The 22,281-nt window shown below is 70.1% G+C and carries 16 protein-coding genes and 2 tRNA genes; 12 read left to right on the forward strand and 6 right to left on the reverse strand.

From position 1 onward, the window contains the following. Positions 1-95 precede the first annotated feature (95 nt). The 6 genes from ACFCVM_RS16465 to ACFCVM_RS16490 all read left to right on the forward strand — a co-directional run bounded on the left by ACFCVM_RS16465 (position 96) and on the right by ACFCVM_RS16490 (position 6,278). The gene (locus tag ACFCVM_RS16465) at positions 96-1,328 is read left to right on the forward strand and encodes an extracellular solute-binding protein (RefSeq protein ID WP_375837748.1); all 1,233 of its coding nucleotides are present in this window, start codon (positions 96-98) and stop codon (positions 1,326-1,328) included. 78 nt (positions 1,329-1,406) lie between these two features. Continuing rightward, a complete protein-coding gene (locus ACFCVM_RS16470; protein ID WP_375837749.1) occupies positions 1,407-3,026 on the forward strand; it encodes an ABC transporter permease subunit in 1,620 nt (539 codons plus the stop codon). Continuing rightward, positions 3,026-4,030 (forward strand): sugar ABC transporter permease, encoded by a 1,005-nt coding sequence (locus tag ACFCVM_RS16475; RefSeq protein WP_375837750.1) that lies wholly within the window; start codon positions 3,026-3,028, stop codon positions 4,028-4,030. The genes ACFCVM_RS16470 and ACFCVM_RS16475 overlap by 1 nt, the downstream gene beginning before the upstream one ends. Positions 4,031-4,095: 65 nt before the next feature. Continuing rightward, positions 4,096-5,985, forward strand: a complete 1,890-nt coding sequence (locus tag ACFCVM_RS16480) for a glycoside hydrolase family 13 protein (RefSeq protein ID WP_375837752.1) — start codon at positions 4,096-4,098, stop codon at positions 5,983-5,985. A gap of 100 nt (positions 5,986-6,085) precedes the next feature. Continuing rightward, positions 6,086-6,157: transfer RNA gene (locus ACFCVM_RS16485), tRNA-Thr, on the forward strand. 47 nt (positions 6,158-6,204) lie between these two features. Continuing rightward, positions 6,205-6,278 (forward strand) — tRNA-Met (locus ACFCVM_RS16490). Between the two features lie 93 nt (positions 6,279-6,371). On the opposite strand, the gene ACFCVM_RS16495 is transcribed toward ACFCVM_RS16490, so the two are convergent. Further along, positions 6,372-6,773 (reverse strand): OST-HTH/LOTUS domain-containing protein, encoded by a 402-nt coding sequence (locus ACFCVM_RS16495; RefSeq protein ID WP_375837753.1) that lies wholly within the window; start codon positions 6,771-6,773, stop codon positions 6,372-6,374. Between the two features lie 47 nt (positions 6,774-6,820). On the opposite strand from ACFCVM_RS16495, the gene ACFCVM_RS16500 reads away from it, so the two are divergent. The 3 genes from ACFCVM_RS16500 (at position 6,821) to ACFCVM_RS16510 (ending at position 13,545) form a co-directional block, all read left to right on the forward strand. After that, positions 6,821-7,555 (forward strand): GntR family transcriptional regulator, encoded by a 735-nt coding sequence (locus ACFCVM_RS16500; protein WP_375837755.1) that lies wholly within the window; start codon positions 6,821-6,823, stop codon positions 7,553-7,555. Between the two features lie 151 nt (positions 7,556-7,706). Further along, entirely contained in the window at positions 7,707-12,137 is a 4,431-nt protein-coding gene (locus tag ACFCVM_RS16505) for a LamG-like jellyroll fold domain-containing protein (RefSeq protein WP_375837757.1), read from the forward strand. Next, positions 12,127-13,545, forward strand: a complete 1,419-nt coding sequence (locus tag ACFCVM_RS16510; protein WP_375837758.1) for a HupE/UreJ family protein — start codon at positions 12,127-12,129, stop codon at positions 13,543-13,545. The genes ACFCVM_RS16505 and ACFCVM_RS16510 overlap by 11 nt, the downstream gene beginning before the upstream one ends. 254 nt (positions 13,546-13,799) lie before the next feature. Here ACFCVM_RS16510 and ACFCVM_RS16515 read toward each other — a convergent pair whose 3' ends face one another. From ACFCVM_RS16515 to ACFCVM_RS16525, 3 genes are all read right to left on the reverse strand, one after another. After that, entirely contained in the window at positions 13,800-14,465 is a 666-nt protein-coding gene (locus tag ACFCVM_RS16515; protein WP_375837760.1) for a GAP family protein, read from the reverse strand. Between the two features lie 113 nt (positions 14,466-14,578). Further along, a complete protein-coding gene (locus ACFCVM_RS16520; protein WP_375837761.1) occupies positions 14,579-14,758 on the reverse strand; it encodes a hypothetical protein in 180 nt (59 codons plus the stop codon). 41 nt (positions 14,759-14,799) lie between these two features. Beyond that, complete coding sequence (locus ACFCVM_RS16525) at positions 14,800-16,479, reverse strand: DHA2 family efflux MFS transporter permease subunit (RefSeq protein WP_375837762.1); 1,680 nt, start codon at positions 16,477-16,479, stop codon at positions 14,800-14,802. 133 nt (positions 16,480-16,612) lie between these two features. Here ACFCVM_RS16525 and ACFCVM_RS16530 point away from each other — a divergent pair, with 133 nt between their 5' ends. The 3 genes from ACFCVM_RS16530 to ACFCVM_RS16540 all read left to right on the forward strand — a co-directional run bounded on the left by ACFCVM_RS16530 (position 16,613) and on the right by ACFCVM_RS16540 (position 19,434). Next, a complete protein-coding gene (locus ACFCVM_RS16530) occupies positions 16,613-18,445 on the forward strand; it encodes a DEAD/DEAH box helicase (protein WP_375837763.1) in 1,833 nt (610 codons plus the stop codon). A 7-nt stretch (positions 18,446-18,452) separates the two neighbouring features. Continuing rightward, a complete protein-coding gene (locus ACFCVM_RS16535) occupies positions 18,453-18,872 on the forward strand; it encodes a DUF2809 domain-containing protein (protein WP_375837764.1) in 420 nt (139 codons plus the stop codon). 79 nt (positions 18,873-18,951) lie between these two features. Continuing rightward, a complete protein-coding gene (locus tag ACFCVM_RS16540; protein ID WP_375837765.1) occupies positions 18,952-19,434 on the forward strand; it encodes a hypothetical protein in 483 nt (160 codons plus the stop codon). A 21-nt stretch (positions 19,435-19,455) separates the two neighbouring features. On the opposite strand, the gene ACFCVM_RS16545 is transcribed toward ACFCVM_RS16540, so the two are convergent. Continuing rightward, a complete protein-coding gene (locus ACFCVM_RS16545; protein ID WP_375837766.1) occupies positions 19,456-20,460 on the reverse strand; it encodes a magnesium and cobalt transport protein CorA in 1,005 nt (334 codons plus the stop codon). A 236-nt stretch (positions 20,461-20,696) separates the two neighbouring features. Continuing rightward, on the reverse strand, positions 20,697-22,268 hold the full coding sequence (locus ACFCVM_RS16550) for a glycosyltransferase (RefSeq protein WP_375837768.1): 1,572 nt from the start codon (positions 22,266-22,268) through the stop codon (positions 20,697-20,699). Positions 22,269-22,281 lie beyond the last annotated feature (13 nt).

Consider the following 22,281-nt stretch of genomic DNA (forward strand, 5'->3'; position numbering starts at 1 on the left):
CGGCCTTTCGGGCGCGGTGCCCCGTTTCACAGCGGAACGGGGAGACTCATCCTGGCGAAGGCGCCGATCTCACGCACACTGAGAAGGGCACACCAATGAGGGTGAACAAGAAGAGCCTCCTCGCTGCCGGAGCCGTCGCAGTCATCGCGACCCTCGGCCTCGCGAGCTGCGCCGCCGGGAACAGCGGCTCCGAAGGCGAGGCCTCGTCGAGCGGCACGCTGACCGTCTGGGTCGATGCCGAGCGCGTCGACGCGCTGCAGGCTGCGGCCGATGCCTACTCCGAGGAGAAGGGCGTCAAGGTCGAGCTCGTCGGCAAGGACAACGCCGACATCAAGGACGACTTCATCCAGCAGGTTCCGACCGGCAAGGGCCCCGACATCACGATGGGCGCCCACGACTGGCTCGGCGAGCTCTCGACCAACGGCGTCGTCGCTCCCATCGAGCTCGGCGACTCCGCCGCCGACTACCTCCCCGTCGCGATCGACGCGTCGACCTACGAGGGCACGACCTACATGCTCCCCTACGCGGTGGAGAACATCGCGGTGCTCCGCAACGCCGACCTCGTTCCCGAGGCCGCCACGAGCTTCGACGACATGATCGCCAAGGGCCAGGCCGCCGGCCTCACGCAGCCGTTCGTCGTGGAGCAGGGCGCCGAGGGCAACCCCTACCACCTGTACCCCTTCCAGACCGCGTTCGGCGCTCCCGTCTTCGGCAGCAACGACGAGGGCTACGACCCCACCGACCTGCAGATCGGCAACGCCGGCGGCGAGCAGTTCGCCACGTGGCTCGGCAGCCAGGGCAAGAACGGCACCGGAGTCTTCAACACCGACATCGACGGCGACATCGCCAAGCAGGCGTTCATCGACGGCACCGCGGCCTTCTGGCTGACCGGCCCGTGGAACGTCGGCGCTGCGACCGACGCCGGCATCAACGTCGCGATCGACACCGTGCCGAGCCCGACCGCAGAGGTCGCTTCGCCGTTCGCCGGCGTCAAGGGCTTCTTCGTCTCCTCCGAGTCGAAGAACAAGGTCGCCGCGAACGACTTCCTCGTCAACTACATCGGCACCGAAGACGTCCAGCTCGAGCTCTTCAAGGCCGGCAACGTGCTCCCCGCCCTCTCGGCCGCCGCTGAGACCGCGTCGAGCGACCCGATCGTCGCCGGCTTCGCCGCCGTCGGCGCCGAGGCCGTGCCGATGCCCGCGATCCCCGCGATGGGTGCCGTGTGGCAGTACTGGGGCATCGCCGAGGCCGACATCATCAACGGTGCCGACCCGGTCACGACGTGGCAGAAGCTTGCCGCCGACGTGCAGGCTGCGATCAGCAAGTAACGATTGAGAAGCTCCGGGTCGGATGCCGTCACGGCATCCGGCCCGGAGCACTCACGTTCGACGAGAAGAGCGAGCAGGATGACCACCACGATCGACGACGAGGTCTCGGCGGCGACGCCGCAGAAGCCGACGAAGAAGCAGCGGCGTGCCGCGAACATCGCCGACGCGGCATCCGGCGGGCTGAAGATGCTCCTCGTGAAGCTCCTGATGCTCGGCCTCGTCGACGCGATCGCGATCTACGGGGTCATCATCCTCGCGGGCGCCGGGCAGTGGCTCGTCGCGGCGATCGTCGCCGTCGTCGCCGTGATCGTCAACTGGATCTACTTCTCGCGCCGCAAGCTCCCCGCGAAGTACCTCGCGCCGGGCGTCATCTTCCTCGTCGTGTTCCAGGTGTTCGTGCTCGTCTACACGGGCTACATCGCCTTCACGAACTACGGCACGGGCCACAACGGCTCGAAGGAGCAGGCCGTCTCCTCGCTCATGGCCTCGTCGCTGCAGCGCGTCGAGGACTCGCCCACGTACCCCGTCACCGTGGTCGACCAGGGTGGCACGCTCGGCCTGCTCGTGACGGACCCCGACGGCGAAGCGCTGCTCGGCACCAACGACGAGCCGCTCGCCCCCGTCGACGCCGAGATGGACGGCGACCGCGCCGTGGCCGTCGACGGCTGGACGACCCTGCAGTTCGGCGACGTGATCGCCCGCACCGACGAGATCACCGCACTCGCCGTGCCGTTCTCCGACGACCCGAACGACGGGGCGCTGCGCACGCCCGACGGTTCGAGCGCGTATCTCTATCTCTCGAACCTCGAGTACGACGCGGCCGCCGGCACGATGACGAACCTCGACACCGGCACCGTCTACTCCGACATCGGCACGGGCGCGTTCACCTCCGACGGCGGTGATGAGCTGCTGCCCGGCTGGCAGATCGTCGTCGGCTTCGACAACTTCGTGCGCGCCGTCACCGACGAGCGACTCGCCGGCCCGCTCGTCTACGTCACGCTCTGGACCTTCGCGTTCGCGCTCATCTCGGTCGCGTCGACGTTCTTCCTCGGCCTCTTCCTCGCGATCGTCTTCAACGACATGCGGATGAAGGGGCGCAAGTACTACCGCGTGCTGATGATCCTCCCGTACGCGATCCCGTCGTTCCTGTCGGCGCTCATCTGGGCCGGCATGATGAACGAGAGCTTCGGCTTCATCAACCAGGTGCTGTTCGGCGGGGCGTCCATTCCCTGGTTGACCGACCCCGTGCTCGCCAAGTTCTCCGTGCTGCTCGTGAACCTCTGGCTCGGCTTCCCGTACATGTTCCTCGTGTGCACGGGCGCCCTGCAGTCGATCCCCGAAGAGCTGCAGGAGGCCGCGACGGTCGACGGCGCGAAGCCATGGGCCGTGTTCCGGCTCATCAAGCTGCCGCTGCTGCTCGTGTCGGTGGCGCCGCTGCTCATCGCATCGTTCGCGTTCAACTTCAACAACTTCAACGTCATCTACATGCTCACCGACGGCGGGCCGAGGGACTCGAACGCGCCGATCCCCGTCGGGTTCACCGACATCCTGATCTCGATGGTCTACAAGGTGGCGTTCACCGGGCAGACGCGCGACTACGGTCTCGCGAGCGCCTACTCGATCATCATCTTCATCATCGTGGCCGTGATCTCGGTCATCGCCTTCCGCCGCACCAAGTCCCTCGAGGAGCTGAACTGATGGCCGCCCAGCAGCCCGTTCCCGGAACCCAGACCGGCCTCGTCATCGGCGAGGCGGAGGAGTTCGCGGATGCCTCGACGCGCGCGAGCGTGTCGATCGCCCGCGACGGCGGTGACGGGGGCGCCGGCCGCGAGATCGCCCGCCGACCGTTCAACCTGCGTCGCTGGTTCGCCGCGACGGGGTGGCGCCACGTCGTCGGCGTCGTCATGGTGGTCTTCTCGCTCTTCCCCATCGTGTTCGTGATCTCGTCGTCGCTGAACCCGCACGGCACCCTGACCGGGTCGAACGCCCTCTTCTCGAAGATCGGCCTCGACAGCTACGTGCGCATCCTCACGGACCCGCAGGTGCCCTTCCTCACCTGGTTCGGCAACACGCTCATGATCGCCGGAATCACGGCGGTGCTGACCGTGTTCCTCGGTGCGCTCGCGGCCTACTCGTTCTCGCGCATGCGCTTCACGGGTCGCCGCTTCGGCCTGATCTCGATCGTCGTCGTGCAGATGTTCCCGCAGCTGCTCGCGGTCGTCGCGATCTTCCTGCTCATGAGTGCGATCGGCGACTGGTTCCCCGCGATCGGCCTGAACACCCACATCGGCCTGATCATGGTCTACCTCGGCGGCGCGCTCGGCGTGAACACCTACCTCATGTACGGCTTCTTCAACACCGTTCCGGCGTCGATCGACGAGGCCGCGAAGATCGACGGCGCGGGCCACGCCCGCATCTTCTTCACGATCATCCTGCGGCTCGTTGCACCGATCCTCGCCGTCGTGGCGCTGCTGTCGTTCATCGCCTCGGTGAACGAGTTCGTCGTGGCATCGGTGCTCCTCATCGACACCGAACAGCAGACGCTCGCCGTGGGCCTCACGAAGCTCGTGTCGAACCCGCGCTACGCCGACTGGAGCGCCTTCTCGGCGGGTGCCGTCATCGCGGCGCTGCCGGTCGTGGCGCTGTTCCTCTTCCTGCAGAAGTACATCGTCGGCGGGCTGACCGCCGGCGCCGTGAAGTAGGCGACCGCGTCCGGCGCGGCCCACGTCGTCTCCCGCGTGTCGTACGCGGGTGGAAAGGTGATGCAATGACCCCGCCGACCCCGCACCACGACGGATCCCCGCTGCACGTCTCGACGCAGGCGCCGACGCTCGGGGAGACCGTGCGGGTGCGCCTGCGCGTGCCCGAGTCGTTCGGGCCGCTCTCGTGGGTCGGCACCCGATCGAACCCGAACCGGGAGCCGCGGTTCGACGAGGCATCCCTCGTCGCGACGGCCCACGGCTGGCAGTGGTGGGAGACGGGCGTCGAGGTCGAGAACCCCGTGCACGGCTACCGCTGGCTGCTCGTCGGCGCCGACGGCAGGCAGTACTGGCTGAACCAGGTCGGCCTGTCGTCGGTCGAGACCCGCGACCACGACGACTTCAGGCTCGTCGCGCACGAGCCCGCGCCCGAATGGGCGGCGTCGAGCGTGATGTACCAGGTGTTCCCCGATCGCTTCGCGAAGTCGGGGGCTGCGCCGTTCGACGAGCTCCGGGCGGCGGGCGAGCTTCCCGAGTGGGCGATCGCGGCCGACTGGAGCGACCCCGTCGACCCCGTGTACCCGGGGCGCTCGAAGCAGTTGTTCGGCGGCGACCTCGACGGCGTGCGCGAGAAGCTCGACCACCTCGCGTCGCTCGGCATCGACCTGCTCTACCTGACGCCCGTCTTCCCCGCGCGCTCGAACCACCGCTACGACGCGACGACGTTCGATCTCGTCGACCCGCTCCTCGGCGGCGACGAGGCGCTCGTGCGGCTCGTCGAGGCGGCGCACGCCCGCGGCATCCGCGTCATCGGCGACCTGACCTCGAACCACTCGGGCGATGCGCACGAATGGTTCCGCGCCGCACAGGCCGATGACTCCGCGCCCGAGCGCGAGTTCTACTTCTTCCGCGACGAGGCCGACGGGGGGGGCTACGAGTCGTGGCTCGGGGTGCCGAGCCTGCCGAAGTTCGACTGGAGCTCGGTCGAGCTCCGCCGCCGCTTCATCGAGGGCCCCGACTCGGTCGTCGCGCGGTTCCTCGGCGCGCCGTTCAACCTCGACGGCTGGCGCATCGACGTCGCGAACATGACGGGCCGACTCGGCTCCGCCGACCTGAACGCCGAGGTGCGTCAGACGATCCGCCGTACGATGCTCGAGGTGAAGCCCGACACGTTGCTGCTCGGGGAGTCGACGAACGATGCAGCGAGCGACTTCCAGGGCGACGCGTGGCACGGGGCGATGACGTACACGCCGTTCACCCGGCCCCTGTGGAGCTGGCTGCTCGAACCGGGCAGCCCGGCCGGCGGCGGTCTCGGCTTCGCGCTACAGCAGGTTCCGTCGTTCACCGGCGGCGACTTCCTCGCCGCCCACCTGCGGTTCGCCGCGGGCTTCCCGTGGCGCACGCGCGTGGCGACCATGAACGCGCTCGACACGCACGACACCCCGCGCTTCGCGACGCACGCACGTCCGGGCGCCCTGCCCGCGGCACTCGGGCTCGCCGTCTCGCTGCCCGGCATCCCGGTCGTCTGGGCCGGAGACGAGTTCGGGCTGACGGGCGTCGACGGCGAGGCGTCGCGCACCCCGATGCCGTGGGGGAGCGAGGCCTCGCCAGAGGTCGCGCCCGTGCTCGAGACGTACCGCTCGCTGCTCCGGCTGCGCCGTGCACACCCGGTGCTCGCGACCGGCGGCATCCGCTGGCTCGCGGTCGGCGACGACGCGGTGGCCTTCGTGCGAGAGTCGGCCGAGGAGTCGGTGCTCGTGTTCGCCGCACGGTCGGCCGCGACGCTGTCGTTCGACTCGAACGAGCTCACCGCGGCGGAGGTCGCGGCTCCCCTCTTCGGCGAGACGCGGGTCGCGGCATCCGCTGGGCTCGTGACGCTGGAGACCGACGAGGCCGGCTTCGCCGCGTGGGGTCTGCCCGGCGTCTCGGCGCCGTCGTGGCGGGCCGAATCCGCATGATCGGCTGGCGCACGGCGGCAGCCGCCGATCGGTTGCGGCGCTGGTTCGGAGGTGCCGCCGAGAGGTGATATCCTCGTACGGTTGCCAAGTGCGGCAACGCGCCCCGATAGCTCAGTGGTAGAGCACTTCCATGGTAAGGAAGGGGTCGTCAGTTCAATCCTGACTCGGGGCTCTGGTTCTCTTCGGTTCGACCGTTCGGTCGGGCGGGGAAGCCTACCCGGCGGGGTAGCTCAGGTGGTTAGAGCACACGGCTCATAATCGTGGTGTCGCGGGTTCGAGTCCCGCCCTCGCTACAACATCAGGACTCTGCGTATCGCAGGTCCGACGCTCTCAGTCGCTCGACGCTCAGCGCTTCAGCCGCGATCCGACCGTGCTCGCGACGTCGATCACTCGCCGTTCCTCTTCCGGTGCTGAATCTGCAATCCGCCGCCGGGTCGGGGCTCGACGACGAAGAGCTCCGTTGCACGCACCAGGTCGGAGAGTTTCGCGTAGCCCCAGTTTCGCGAGTCGAAATCGGGGTGCTGCTTCCGCATGAGTGAACCAACTGCGGAGAGATTCGCCCATCCGTCCTCTCCCGATGCTGTGGCGACGCTCTTCCGCAGGCCGGACACGAGTCTCCCATCGGCGCGCAACTGCGGCGGCGGAACCCGCTTGGACACAGCAGAGGCCGCGAAACTCCAAGAAGATCGATGCCGCGGATCCCGGGAACTGCGGCCTCGCCCGCGTGCAGCGATCACGATCGTGCCGCGGTTCGCCGATGCACCGCGGCTGTCGGATCGCGGGCCCACCCGGTAGCCTCTGCCTTGCCGCCGACGACGGCGTGATTGCGAGGTGGATGGTGCACGCCGAAGCGCGTGAGCTCGATGCCCTCGGCGCGTTGCGGGCGAAGATCGTGTCAGGCGAACTGCCCGCAGGGGCTCGACTGCCGAGCGAACTCGAACTCGCCGCGATGCAGGGCTCGTCGCGTGGGGTCGTGCGCAGTGCGCTTGCGGCGCTCGCGCGCCAGGGCCTGATCGAATCCCGCCGCGGTGCCGGATGGTTCGTGCAGTCGGCGCAGACCCAGGGGTTCGACCGCATGCGGTCGTTCACCCAATGGGCACAGGGCCGCGGCAGGGCATCGGGCGGGCGGATCGTCGCTCGCGATGTCCGGCGCGCGACCCCGCGGGAGGCTCGGCTGCTCGGCATCGGCACGGGCTCCGACGTGCTGTGCACGGTGCGCGTGCGCACACTCGAGGAGCGCGACGTCATGGTCGAGCGCTCGACGTGGGCGCCATGGGTGATCGCTCATGTCGAGCGCATGCCCGACGACGTGCTCTCGACCACGAGCTCGCTCGCCCGCGCCGGCATCGTGATCACGCACGGCAATCACCGCATCGAAGCGGTGTCGGCGTCGAGCGACGACGCACGCCTGCTCGGCGTGCGCAGGTCGAGCCCGATGCTGCAGGTGCGGCGCGAGACGTACGCGGCCAACGGTCGCCCGGTCGAATGCGGCGAAGACCGCTACGTGCCCCACACCATCTCGTTCGAGGCGCAGGCGGCCGGCGCGGCGGAGCTGCCTGAAGCCGGTTGAGACCGCTCCGCCACCCACTGTGCGCAGCGGGTCGACGAATTCGACCGATCTCGAGGATCCGCCGCCGGCGCGTCTCGCCGTGTTCACCGAACAGACACCCTGACCCGCTGTCGTGGCTGTGTTCCGGTCCAGGTCGTTCGAAGGACATACCGTGTCGCAGCCCGCCGTTCCCCCGTCCCGCTTCGCCGAGCCCCGCCGAGCCCGGCCCCGCCCGGCGCTGATCATCGCCTCCGTCGCGGCCGCAGCGATGCTCTTCTCGGGCATCGCAGCGCCCGCCCAAGCCTCGACCCGCGGCTCGGCCCCGGTCACCGAAACCTCGAGTGCCGAGTCGTCGAGCGGTCAGTCGTCGACCGCCGACTCGACTCCGGTACCCGCCTCTGCCGTCGTGGGCGAGACGGTCGAGTTCTCGGCCGCCACGGGCCTCGTCGGCGAGCTCGTCGTCTCGGTGACGAGCCCCGACAGCGTGGTTGCCGCAGTGTTCCCCGAGAGCGACGGCATGTACCGGTTCAGGCCGGCCGTCTCGGGCGACTACACCGTCACGTTCACGGTCACGGACTCCGAGGGCGGCATCGCCGAGGAGTCGCGCGTCGTCACCGTGACCGGGGGAGCCACTCCGGCCCCGGCCGAGGAGACGGCAGCCGAGGCATCCGTCACCGCGCCCATCGAGGCGGCGCCCGCCGCCGATGAGCCCGACGTCCGCCTCGCCGCGATCGGCGACATCCACAACAACTGGAGCGAGCTCGCCGAGGCCTACGACTTCTGGAAGGCCGAGGACGTGGGCACCGCGTTGTTCGTGGGCGACCTGACGAACAGTGCGACCGCGAGCGAGTACGCCGGGCTGAAGAGCACGATCGATTCGAAGGCCGACCTCGGCATCGACCTCGTTGCCTCGCTCGGCAACCACGACGTGAGCGGCATCGCCTCGTACGACCTCTTCACGCAGGCCACCGGCGGGCAGAAGCCCAACGCCGACTACACGATCAACGGCTACCACGTCATCACGGTCTCGCCCGGCGCGGGCACCCTCGACCCGGCGACCGGCAAGCCGTCGTCGGCGAACTCCGGCAACTACGCCTACGCGGCGTCGTGGCTGCAGCAGCGACTCGCGGCGGACACGGCCGAAGACCCGACGAAGCCCGTCATGGTGCTCGTGCACCATCCGCTGCAGTGCACGCACTACGTCTCGAACGAGTGGTACGGCACGGGGCTCTCGAGCGGATGCGGCAATACCTTGCAGTCGGTGTTCGACGACTTCCCCCAGGCGGTCGTCTGGGGCGGGCACATCCACACGCCGCAGAACATCCCGACCTCGGTCTGGCAGGGCCAGGAGAACCGCAGCGGCACGAAGGCGGACAAGGGCTTCACGACCGTCAACGCGCCGCCGCTGGCCTATTACGAGTTCGAATCGGGCGTCGTCAACACGAGCCCGACGAGCCGCTCCAACGACACCACGCCCGACGATGCCGGAAACAACCGGCAGACCGCCATCGTCGAGATCAGCGGTTCCACCGTCACGATCAAGAACTACGACCTGCTCGCCGACCAGTGGGTCGACCAGACCTGGACCTGGGATGTCGCCGACTCAGTCGACACCACCAAGAGCTACGACGAGCGCTTCCCGCTCAACAACACGCACCGTGCGAGCCTCAGCGGCGCGCCCGTCTGGCCCGCCGGATCGGCGGTGACCGTGAACGGCATCGGCGAGGACAAGGCGATGGTCGCCTTCCCGCAGGCCGCGCCGGCACCGAACACCGTGCAGGACATCGTGCACAAGTACCGCTACACGACCGTGGACGTCGCGACCGGTCAGACCGTCAACACGTTCCTGCAGTGGTCGGGCTTCTACAACCTGCCGATGCCGACGAGCCGCAACCACGAGGTGTGGAGCCTTCGCCCGTCGCGCCAGTACGAGGTGCGGGTCACCCCGATCAACGCGTGGGGCAAGGAGGGGTCGCCGCTCACGACGCGGTTCACGACGACCGGCTCGACCGGGCCTGTCGAGCCGCCGTTCGACCCCGACGCGCTCACCTTCGACGACCTGCGCGAGCAGGTGCCGACGGCCGACCTGCTCGATGTCGGCTTCGCCGACGGCAAGGCCCAGGATGCCTCGCCGAAGGCGTGGACCCTCATCGCGGGCAGCGCGGCACGCGTGGCCGATGATGCCGACCTCGGCGCCCAGGTCGCGATCGGCGAGCAGGGCACGGCATCCGCGTTCAAGACCTCGCTGTGGAGCGACGCCGACTACGCGAAGCTGCAGGACGGCTTCACGATCGACGCGACCTTCAAGCTCGACGCGATCGACAAGCCCGTCGGCGGCTACGTCGATGTCGTCGGTGGCATGCAGAGCGGCGGTATCGGCCTCGAGGCGGTGCGCACGGCCTCGGCCGAGAGCTACGAGCTCGGCTTCTGGTATGCGAGCCCCCGCCCTTCGGTCGAGCTGAAGTACGGCACCTGGTACCACGTCACCGGATGGTACGACGGCACTGACGCCCGCCTCTACGTGAACGGGATCAAGGCAGTGACGACCGAGGACGTCTCATTCCCGGTGAAGCCCGGCACCGCCGCCGCCCGGTACCTGGCGATCGGCGGCGACGCGAACCCGAGCGGCACGCTCGACGATGCGACGTTCGACGGACGCATCGCGGGGGTCGAGATCCACAGCACCCCGCTCTCCGACAAGAACGTCTACCGAGTCGCGAACCGCGAGCTGAAGCTCATCGATGCCACACCGCCGCTGGTGAAGGTGGAGCGACCCGTGCCGGGCGCCTCCGCCGTCGTCGATCGGCCCTACATCGCCCCGGCACCGCAGGCGGTCGACAACTCCGGCCGGGTGAAGGTCGCCGTCGAGGTCACCGACCCCGCAGGCGAGGTCGTCGAGGTCGAGCGCAGCGATGACGGTCGGTTCACGTTCACGCCCACCGTGGTCGGGGCGCACACCCTGACCTACGTCGTCACCGACGCGGCCGCGCGCCAGACGCAGGCGTCATTCACCGTGACCGCGGCGAAGGGCTCGGCTGCCATGGCCGAGCTCCTCGAGCCGCTCCCCGTCGCTGATCTGCTCGACCTCGACTACGTCGGGGGCAAGCCCGCCGACCGGTCGCCGCGGGCCCACGCGATCACCGCAGGCACGGCCGCCATCTCCGTCGACGCCGCGCTCGGCAGCGAGGCCGCGACGTTCACGGCCTCGGCTGCGCAGGGCTCGCGCATCCCGTGGTCCGACGCCGACTACGCGAAGACGGAGGACGGCTTCGCGATCGAATCCGTCTTCAAGGTTCCGTCGATCACCACCGAACGCGACATGATCTCGAACACGCAGACCGCCGGGCAGGGCCTCGAGATGCTGCCGGGTACTCAGGCGGGCAAGGTCACTCCCGAGCTGTGGGTTCGCGTCGGCGGCACGTACGTCGTCGCCCGCGCCGAGAATGCGGTGACCGCCGGGCAGTGGACGCACGTCGTGGCGACGTACAACGCCTCGACCGGTGCGCTGCGCGTCTTCGTCGACGGTCGAGAGGCAGGTTCGGCCGTGGCGGCCGGCGGTGGCAAGGTGCAGAACCCGTCCGGTGCGGCGCGGGCCTTCGTGGTCGGCGGCGACATCTCGTCGTCGGGCGCGGTCGAGTACCCCTTCGAGGGCGTCATCTCGACGGCGAAGATCTTCAGCGAGCCGCTCGCAGCGAAGGCGGTCGCCCGTCTCGCGGCGCACGCGCTGCAGGGCAACGACACGACGCCGCCGCTGCTCGAGGTCGACCCCGAACCGGCGGCGACGGCGGCCCTGGGCGCCGAGTACACGGTGCCGGCGGGCATCGCCGGCGACGATTCGGGCGCCGCTGACGTCACGATCACCGTCTCTGGCCCGATCGGCGAGGATGTCGCGCTCGAACCCGGCACGATCGTGCCGCCGGTGGCCGGCGCCTACACGCTCCGCTACCTCGCGGTCGATGCCGCCGGCAACGACACCGCGACCGAGTTCGACGTGACTGTCGAACAGCCTGCTCCCGTCGCAACCGCCCTGCCGAGCATCTCGGGAACCGCGGAGGTCGGAGGCATCCTCGTCGCGAAACCGGGCGAGTGGGATGCCGAGGGACTGACCTTCGCCTTCCGCTGGACCGCCGACGGCGAGGAACTCGCGGGGGAGACCGGCGAGCAGCTGCAGGTCGGCGGTTCGCTCAACGGCGCCGAGATCGCGGTGATCGTGACCGCGAGTCGGCCGAACAGCGCCACGGGCACGGCGACCTCGCCCATGGTCGGGGTCGCGGACGTGCCGACCTGGCGCGCCGACCGCGTCTACCTCGAGGGCGAGCGAGTACTCCACGACGGCCGCGTGTTCGTCGCGCAATGGTGGACCAAGGGAGCCACCCCCGGGGCGACCGCGAAGAACGGCAAGGTGAACACCGCCTGGGCGGAGCAGGGCGTCGAGGTGAGCACCGCGAGCGGCGTCGTGCGGGCTTGGACCCCCTCGTGGATCCACACCGGTGGCGAGATCGTCGAGCACGAGGGCCGCCTGTACCGCGCCAAGTGGTGGACCCGCGGCGAGGAGCCCGGCACCGCGAAGCACCCGGCCTGGGCGGACCTCGGTGCGGCCTGAGCCACGCCGCGAGCGGAGCGCGCGCCTCGTGCGCGCGCTCCTGCTCGCGGTCGCCGCCCTCGCCCTCCTCGTGCCGGCCGCACCGGCCGCCGCGCACAGCTACGCCGCGACCGTCTTCGCGACGGTCACCGAGCCCGAGCCGGGCCTCGTGCGCACCGTGCTCGAGGTCGAGTACGTGCTGCTCGCGACCGACGGCGCACGCGAGATGAACGACTCCGAGTTCGAAGCCGACGCCTACGCCGATGTGCAGTCCTCGGGCCGGGATCCGTCCAAGCTCACGACCGCCGTGCTCGAGCGGCACTCCGACACCGTGCTCGGCTACGTCCTGCCGCGGTACTCGATCGCCGTCGAGGCGGGTGAGTCGGAGGAGACGGGCGAGACGGATGCCTCGGCCGAAGCCGGATCATGCCCGAACGCGCTCGCCGAGCCGTACGCCATCACCATGCGGGACGGCGTCCCGCACGCACGGCTCGTCATCGACGCCGACTGCCGGGCCGAGGCGGCCGCTGCGCCCGCCGTGTACCGGATCAACACGGAGCTGTTCCCCGGCACCGCGCCCGGCGGCATGACGACGACGATCGTGAGCTACGACCTCCGTTCCGGCTCGGGAGTCGCGAACCTCGACACCGACGAGAGCCCGACGATGACGACGTCCCAGGACTGGGGCTCCCGGATGGGCGAGTTCCTGGTGCTCGGGGCGGAGCACCTGCTCTTCGGCCCCGATCACCTCCTGTTCCTGCTGGCCCTCATCGCCGGGGCACGGCGCCTGCGCGACATCGTCATCGTCGCGACGGCGTTCACCGTCGCCCACTCGATGACGTTCGTGGCCGCCGCGCTCGGCCTGGTCAGCGTTCCCGCGGCGATCGTCGAACCGATCATCGCCTTCTCCATCGCCGCGGTGGCGCTCTGGAACGTCTGGGTGTCGCGGCGTGAGCAGGGCCGGCCGATGCCGTGGTTCCGGCCGACGGGGTCGACGGGCTCGACGGGGCGGATTCCGAGCAGTGGTGCTGCCGAGGCATCCGCTGCCGTGCCCGCTTCGACGCGGGGCGGAACGGCGCTGCTGCAGCGCACGCCGGCAGCCGTGCAGCCGGCCCTGCTCGTGCCGACCCGCGGGTTCAGTCGGGAGGACCTGGTTCGGGTCGCGGTCGTCTTCATGTTCGGCCTCGTGCACGGCGTCGGGTTCGCGGGCGCGCTCGGCATCGAGGAACCGTTCTCGTGGGGACTGCTCGGCGCGCTGCTCGTGTTCAACGTCGGCATCGAGTTGACGCAGCTCCTGATCATCGCGGTGGCGTTCCCGCTCCTCGTGCTGCTCCGCCGTCGACTGCCGGCAGGACCCGTGTGGATCCAGCTCGCCGTCGCCGTCGTCGGACTCTTCTGGTTCGTCGAACGGCTGCTCGGCGCGGGGTGACCCGAGCGCGGCTCGTCAGCGCTCAGTTGTAGCCGAGCACGATGTTGCCCTCGGGCGTCACCGAGAACTCGTCGGCCCATTCGGTCAGGATGGCGGGGAGATCGTCGGTGATCGCGTGGGACATGGGAGGACCTGTTCTGCTACGGACTGTCGAGCGTACGGGCGGGCGACGACGTCTGGGAATGGACACGACGGCCAGTCAGCTTCGATCTGCTCGCCGGCTCGGCCAGTGATCGGTCGGCGGTCGCGCCGCGTCAGAGCCGCCCGAGGCCGCTGCCGATGATGAACACGCCGACCATCAGCAGGATGAGCGACGTGACCACGCGGCTGTTGCGGATGAGCCACTCCTTCATCTTCAGGAGCCTCGGCTGCATGCCCTTCGCGTCGATGAGCGTCGCGATGACGGGCACGGCCACGGTCGATGCGCCGATCAGCGTGTAGACGAGGATCACGATCGCCGCCTCGGAGCCCGAGAGCCCGGCGCCGCGAATGGCCAGACCCGCGGCGAGCGCGAGCAGGATCTCCTTGGGGCGGATGTTCAGCGCCACTCCGAGCCCGAACGCGCTCCAGGGGCCGATCGACTCCATCTTGCCGAGCCACGAGGGCATGCCCTCGACCGGGTTCCTCCGCGCTCGTCGCCAGGAGATGATGCCGATGACGATGAGTCCGGCGCCGACGAGCATCTCGCCGACGCCGACCGCCACATCGGGCTGTCGCGCGGAACGAGGGGTCGGCACGGCCTGCGTCGAGAGGGTGCAGATGACGACCAGCACTGCCATGCCGAGGACCCAGCCGATCAGGAAGGGCGCTGCGGATTCGCGCTTCGGCGACAGCAGGATCACGATCGTCGCCATGAGCGGCACCGAGCTGAGCGCGACCGCCAACGCGATCGGAAGGATGTGCCCTATCGCCTGCAGCATCCGCTGCACCCCCTGACTGGTGGCGTGCTCCTGGCCGCACCTGCGCACGGCGCGCCGCTGTGCACACGATAGCGGAGGCGGGCGGCTGCAGCCCGGAGGCCGGAGGCCCGAGCTCAGGCGGCGAACGCGTACGCGTCGACGGCGGTTCCGGAGGCCGCCAGCGCCGCCGAGGTCGGCCGGTCGTGGTCGAGATCGCGCGGGCAGCCGCACCGCACCGGCGTCCGGCCGCCGTCGACCGAGGTCACGAACTCGACGTGCTCGACCGGACCCTGCTGCTTGCGCCTACCCCACATGTTTCGGCCCCCTTCACCTGAGAGATGCAGGGCGGCCCGATTCATGACGCGGGATCGACCCGAACCGGTTGGGAATCATCCCCGGAGGCCGCGCTCGACCGCTTCGCCACGACGCGGAGCCGCAGTGCGAACGCCCCGCCGAGCACGAGGAACCCGGCGGCCGCGAGCAGCGCCCAGCGCGAGGCATCCGCCATGCCGTCGGCGAGTGCATCGGCGACGGCGGGTCCGGCCGAGCCGAGCTGGCCCTCGGTGCCTGCAGCGCGTACCTGCGGGATCGTGCCGCCCGCCGATTCCTCCGTCGCGGAGACGATCTGCTCGGATGCCGCGGCGGGCACGCCCTCGACGGTGTCGACCTGAGCCGGCAGCGCGACCGCGAGTCCCGCCGCGAGCACGGCCCCGATGATCGCCGTTCCGAGGGCGGAGCCGACCTGCCGACCGGTGCTCTGGGTCGCCGAGCCCTGGCCCGACTCCTCGGGCGGGATGTCGGCGAGCACGGTTCCCGTGAGCTGCGCCGAGGCGAGGCCGAGGCCGAGGCCGTACAGGGCGAGCACCGTAGCGAGCAGCCAGGCGTTCATCTCGGACGACAGCAGCACGGCGGCGAAGACGGCGCCGGCGACCTCGAGCACGAGACCGATCACGACGACCGTCGGCGCCCCGAACCGCTCTGCGACGTGGCGGGCCATGGCGCCGGAGACGAACGCGCCGAGTCCCATGGCCGCGAGCACGAAGCCGGCCGCGAGCGTCGACAGGCCGAGCGCGTTGACGATGAACAGGGGGAGCACGAAGAGGGTGCCGAACTCGCCGATCGCGACGCACATCGCGACGAGGTTGCCCCACGTGAAGGTGGGCACCGAGAAGAGATGGACGTCGAGGATCGCCGATCGACCGTTCCTGGCGCGATGCCGCTCCCAGAAGAAGAAGAGCACCAGGGCGACGAGGCCGATCGCGATCGCCACCGGCACGGGCGAGATGGGCCACGAGGTCGGCCAGGTCCAGCCGAAGAGCTCGAACTGCTGCTTCGGCGCCCACCAGCCGAGCGATCCGCCCTCGATGAGGCCGAACACGAGTGCGCCGAAGCCGATCGCCGAGAGGAGCAGCCCGTCGACGTCGAGGCCCTTCGAGGTGATGACGGCGCGCGTCTCGGGCACGGTGAGGAAAGTCGCGACGAGGATGATCGCGCCGAACGGGAGGTTGACGAGGAAGATCCACTCCCACCCGAACGACTGCGTGAGCCAACCCCCGAGGAGCGGCCCGAGCGCGGCGACGCCCGAGATCACGGCGCCCCAGACGCCGAACGCGACCGCGCGATCGCGACCGCGGAACGTGGCGTTGACCGTCGACAGCGTCGTCGGGAGGATGAACGCGCCGCCGATGCCCTGCACGAAGCGCGCGAGGATGAGCGAGGTGCCGCCCGTGGCGAGCGCCGCGAGCAGGCTGCCGGCCAGGAATACCAGGATGCCGGCCACCATCGCGCGGCGTCGGCCGAGGCGGTCGCCGAGCCGCCCGGCGGTGAGCAGCAGCGCGGCGAAGATCACCGAGTAGATGCCGTTCACCCACTGCGCCTCGCTGAAGTCGAGCTTCAGGTCGGTGATGATCGTCGGCAGCGCGATGCCCACGATCGTGCCGTCGAGCACGATCATCGAGAGTGCTGCGGCGAGCACGCCGAGTCCGACCCATCGCCGTGCGCCGGTGCTTTCCGGCGCGGTGGCAGTGCTGTTCATCGCGAATCCCCCTGTCGGGTCACCCCGTCGGTTCCCACCGTATGCCCGCCCGAACCGGGTGCCAATGCGTCATTCGATTGATGCCCGAAGCTCCTGAGCTGCGTTCTCCCAGCTCCACGGACTACCCTGAAGCGTGACTGCTGACCAAGCTCCGGTCGAGGTGGAGGCTCCAGAAGAGCCCGCCGCGACGACATTCTCCGACCTCGGACTCGATGGCGCGGTCCTGAAGGCCCTCGCCGATGTCGGCTACGAGACCCCTTCCGCGATCCAGGCCGCGACGATTCCGTCGCTCCTCGCCGGGCGCGACGTCGTGGGCCTCGCCCAGACCGGCACCGGCAAGACGGCGGCGTTCGCGCTGCCCATCCTCTCGCGCCTCGACCTCTCCCAGAAGACCCCGCAGGCCCTCGTGCTCGCCCCCACCCGCGAGCTCGCGCTGCAGGTCTGCGAGGCCTTCGAGAAGTACGCCTCGCACCTCAAGGGCGTGCACATCCTGCCCGTCTACGGCGGCCAGGGCTACGGCGTACAGCTCTCGGCGCTGCGCCGCGGCGTGCACATCGTCGTCGGCACCCCGGGTCGCATCATGGACCACCTCGACAAGGGCACCCTCGACCTCTCGGAGCTCAAGTACCTCGTGCTCGACGAGGCCGACGAGATGCTCAAGATGGGCTTCGCCGAAGACGTCGAGACGATCCTCGCCGACACCCCCGACACCAAGCAGGTCGCCCTCTTCTCGGCGACCATGCCCGCGGCGATCCGCCGCATGTCGAAGCAGTACCTGCACGACCCCGAAGAGATCACCGTCAAGACGAAGACGCAGACCTCGGCGAACATCAGCCAGCGTTACCTCATCGTCTCGTACCAGCAGAAGGTCGACGCCCTCACCCGCATCCTCGAGGTCGAGAACTTCGAGGGCATGATCGTCTTCGTTCGCACGAAGAGCGTCACCGAAGAGCTCGCCGAGAAGCTCCGCGCCCGCGGGTACTCGGCCGCCGCGATCAACGGCGACATCGCCCAGGTGCAGCGCGAGCGCACCGTCAACCAGTTGAAGTCGGGCAAGCTCGACATCCTGGTGGCCACGGATGTCGCGGCGCGAGGCCTCGACGTCGAGCGCATCAGCCACGTGGTGAACTTCGACATCCCGACCGACAGCGAGCCCTACGTGCACCGCATCGGCCGCACGGGTCGCGCCGGCCGCACGGGCGACGCGATCAGCTTCGTCACGCCGCGCGAGCGCAGCCTCCTCGCCCGCATCGAGAAGGCGACGCGCCAGCCGATCGTGCAGATGCAGCTGCCGAGCGTCGACGACGTCAACGTCACGCGCCTCGCGCGCTTCGACGACCGCATCACCGCGGCACTCGACCAGAGCGAGCGCATCGACGGGTTCCGCGACATCATCGCCCACTACGTGCGCAACCACGACGTGCCCGAAGCGGATGTCGCGGCCGCGCTCGCCGTCGTGGCGCAGGGCGAGTCGCCGCTGCTCCTCGAGCCCGAGGCGGCCCGCCGCGCCGAACGCGAGTGGTCGGATCGCCCGGCTCGCGGCGATCGGCCCGAGCGCGGCGACCGTCGAGACCGCGACCGGGGCGACCGCTTCGATCGCGGCGGCGACCGGGGTGACCGCCCCGAACGGCGCCAGCGTCCGGCCAGCGGTCCCATGGCGACGTACCGCATCGCGGTCGGCAAGCGCCACAAGGTCGAGCCGCGCCAGATCGTCGGTGCGCTCGCGAACGAGGGCGGCCTGAGCCGCGAGGACTTCGGCTCCATCCAGATCCGTCCCGAGTTCTCCCTCGTGGAGCTCCCGGCGAACCTGCCCCAGGAGACGCTGGAACGACTCGACGCCACCCGCATCTCGGGCCGGCTCATCGAGCTGCGTCCCGACCGCGGCGCCCCGACGCGACGGTCGAACGACCGCGGCGGCGATGGCGACGGCGGCAAGCCGTTCCGGAAGCCCCGTCACAAGGGCTGATCGGCGGATGGCGCTGCCGACCGACTCGCGCGGCATCCGGGTGCGGAGCGGGTCGGCCGCGGCTGTCGGCCTCGCACTCGGTCTCGGCCTGCAGCTCCTCGAGCGCACGCCAGTCATCGACGTGCTCGGCAGCGTCGTCTACATCGTGTTCATCGCCTGCCTGCTGCGCGCGATCCTGCCGCGGCTCGGCGCGGCGGTCAGCTCGGCGACGGCGTTCGGGTTCGCGACGGTGATCGAGCTGCTGCAGCTGACCGAGCTGCCGCAACTCGTGGTCGACGCCTTCCCGCCGTCTCGCCTGCTGCTCGGCAGCGCATTCGATCCGATCGACCTGCTCGCCTATGCGGGCGGCGCCGTGCTCGCGTTCGCCGTGCAGATCGTGCTGGTCGGCACCGAGCGCATCGTCGTCTCGCCCGTCGCCGACGACTGAACCGTCTCGATTCGAGAGCTGCGCGTTGGGTACTGTCGTTGACGGACGCGTCCTCGACGCGACGGAGAGGAGGGCGACGGTGTCCGAACGCGATCGATCGGATGAGGCTCCGCGACGTGCTCGCGGACGCCGCGCGGCCCCCGCCTCCCGCACCGGCACGATGCTCGAACCCATGCTGCCGTTCCTGGCGGCATCCAGCGCCTGGCTCGGCCGTCACCGGATCGGCGCGATGGTCGCGCTCACCGGTCTCGTCGTCGTCGGCACGGGAGCAGCGGGCATCGCCATGATGCAGGCTCCCGCCGGCGGTGCATCCGGGAACGAGGCATCGACGTCGATCGACGAGCCGCGACCGACGTCGACGACGCCGGCAGCACCCAGCCCGTACGGCCCGGTGCTGCCGACTTCCGCACCTCCGACGCCGGTCGCGCCGACGCCCCCGGTGCCCGAGGAGATCATCGAGCCGCCGGTCGTGGTCGACGACGAGCCGGCCGAGCCGACGGCCGCGCCCGAAGAGCCCGACGACCACCCCGGTCAGGGCAGAGGGCCGAAGAAGCCCAAGTGACGAGTCGGTGCCGCGGCGGCGTCACAACCACTTCTTGAACTTGAACACCGCGTAGAGCCCGACGCCGAACAGCACCATCGCTGCGAGTGCGGCCGGATACCCGAGCTCCCAGTGCGTCTCGGGCATGACGTCGAAGTTCATTCCGTAGACGGTGCCGATGAGGGTCGGCGCGAAGATGATCGCCGCCCACGACGAGATCTTCTTGATCTCGTCGTTCTGGCGCAGGCTCGTGTCGGTCTGACGACGTGCCACGAGGGCAGAGTGCACCGTGAGGGCGTTGTCGAGGATGGCGCGGAACGAGCCGACCCGCTCGTTGATGCGGATGGCGTGGTCGAGCACGTCGCGGAGGGAGCGCTGCAGCTCGACGTCGACCCGGTACTTCTCGGAGCCCCGGCGCAGCCACTCGAGCATCGACGCGAGCGGCTGCACGGCGCGCTGGAAGTTGATGACCTCGCGCGAGAGCTCGTAGATGCGCCGCGAGAGTGCGTCGTCGTCGCTGTCGCCGAAGAGCTGGTCCTCGATCTCGTCGATGTCGTTCTCGAGACCCGCGACGACCGGCTCGTACTCGTCGACGACCTCGTCGAGGATCGCGTAGAGCACGGCCTCCGGACCCATCGCGAGCAGCTCGGGGCTCGACTCCATGCGCCGGCGCACTGCGGCGAGGTCGGGCGATTCCGCGTGGCGGATGGTGACGACGAAGTCGGGGCCGACGAAGAGGTGGAGTTCGCCGAACTCGACCGTCTCGAGCTCGTCGCGGTACCGCGCGGGTCGCAGCACGGCGAAGAGGGTGTCGCCGTAGCGTTCGAGCTTCGACCGCTGGTGGCCCGTCAGCGCGTCTTCGACGGCGAGCGGATGCAGGTCGAACTCGCGGGCGACGGAGGCGACTTCGCGCGGACTCGGCCGGTAGAGACCGATCCAGGCGAGGCCGTCATGGTCGTCCATGAGGCGGTAGGTGTCGTCGAGGTTCGTGGGCGTCTCGACGCGACGTCCGTCGACGTAGACGCCGTTGTCGACCAGTGGTGACATGAGCGATCCGTTCTCGCAGGGCGCGCGGCAGCGCGCCGGGTTCGGCAGGTGAGCGGTTGACGCCGCCAGCCGGGTGCGGATCGGAACGCGGTTCGTGCGTGGGCGAGCAGGGGCTCAGCGCAGGCGGGAACGGAGCGACGACGCAGCAGCGGTGGCAGCGTCGGTACTATGATCGGCCATCGCCCTCACCGCCTCTCGCATCAGGGGCCGCTCGCTCGCAGGCCCGACGGCAGAGTCTAGCCCACGCGCCCGAGGCGTCGCGCGGTGCGGTCGATCGCCGAGACGACGGTCACCCCGGCCGTTCGCACCGGCCGGGGGAGGGGCAGCCGCGATGCGGCGGCGCGTGCCCGGCCGAACCGCCCCGTGCGCCGCACCGCCTTGCGCACCTCCGCATGGCGCAGTTCTCGGGCCCAGATGCGCGTCACCCGCTCCTCGTCGAACCGGCTCGCGGTGCGCACGGCGGCGGCCCGCATGCGAGCGACGCGTCGCGGCGACATCCGCTGCAGCCGCTCGATCGCACCGGCGAGCGCGTCGATGTCGCCGGGCGGCACGAGGAAGCCGTTGCGTCCGTCGCGGATGAGGTCGGCGGGACCGTAGGGGATGTCGTAGGCGATCGGCAGGCAGCCGGCGGCCATCGCCTCGACGAGCACGAGCGGGAACCCCTCGGAGTGCGAGGTGAGCAGGAGGAACGACGCGTCGGGGAGGTGCCGACGCGCGTCGGGGTCGAATCCGTGGAGCTCGATCGCCGCGGGGGCGGTGATGCGGCGTTCGAGTGCCGGGCGACTCTCGCCGTCGCCGTAGATATCGAGGTGCACGTCGACGCCGGCGCGCGCGTTGGCCGCCTGCACGGCGGCGATCGCGTGCGAGACGCGCTTGCGCCGGGTGAGCGCGGCGAGCACGACGCCGCGGGCGGGGTCCCGTGGCGACCCAGCGTGCGCACGGACGTCGTCGGGTGCGAGCGGTCGCGGGTTCGGGATCACGGCGAGGTGGTCGTGCCGGCCGACGATCCGCTCGAGGTCGTCTCGCTGCCGCCGGGAGAGCACGGCCACGACATCGAAGTCGTCGAGCCGCTCGAGCACCTCGCGACGCGATCGACGGATCGGATTCGCATCGGTCGCCATCGCCGATGCCGTCGAGCGATGGGAGGCGTGCACGACATGCGCGGTCACCACGTGCGCCCGCCGATACTCGAGCATGAACGGCGCCATCGTCTTGCTGTCGACGATCATGAAGCTCGCCTCGCCCGCGGTCAGCGCGTCGAGCCACGCCCGGTACATGGTCCAGAGGCGACGCCACGAACGAACGGGTCGGCCCTCGCCGTCGCACAGCACCACCGATCGCCCGCCGAGCACGCCCCGCTCGCGGGTGTCGTGCCGGTCGGAGAGGAGCAGGGTGCCGTCATCGCGGTAGTGGTCGGTCTGCAGGGCGTTGCCGTCGGCATCGAGCCGTGATCGGCTCATGACGCGGTCGCCCCGCCGCCGCACCTCGTCCGCGTCGTCGGGTGCGAGCGGAGTGAACGCGTCGCGATCGAGGCGCAACGAGCCGACGGGCAGCGGATGCCGCCGGAGCCAGTCGTAGAGGTTCGTGATGCGCACGCCGGGCGCGAGCGCCCCTCGTTCGCGCAGCGCCAGTTCGACGTCGGGGGTGTCGGGGCGGGCATCGAACGTCAGGACGTCGACCTCGACGCCGTCGACGCGGTGGAACGCCGCCGATCGTCGCAGCAGTGCGTCGGTCATGCCGCCGAAGGCATCGGGGATCGACCAGGTGACGGCGAAGTGCCGGCCGTCGGGCAGCGCGATTCGTGTCATCCGCAACCCCCTG

Source organism: Agromyces sp. NPDC056389 (assembly GCF_042262385.1).
Lineage (GTDB): Bacteria > Actinomycetota > Actinomycetes > Actinomycetales > Microbacteriaceae > Agromyces.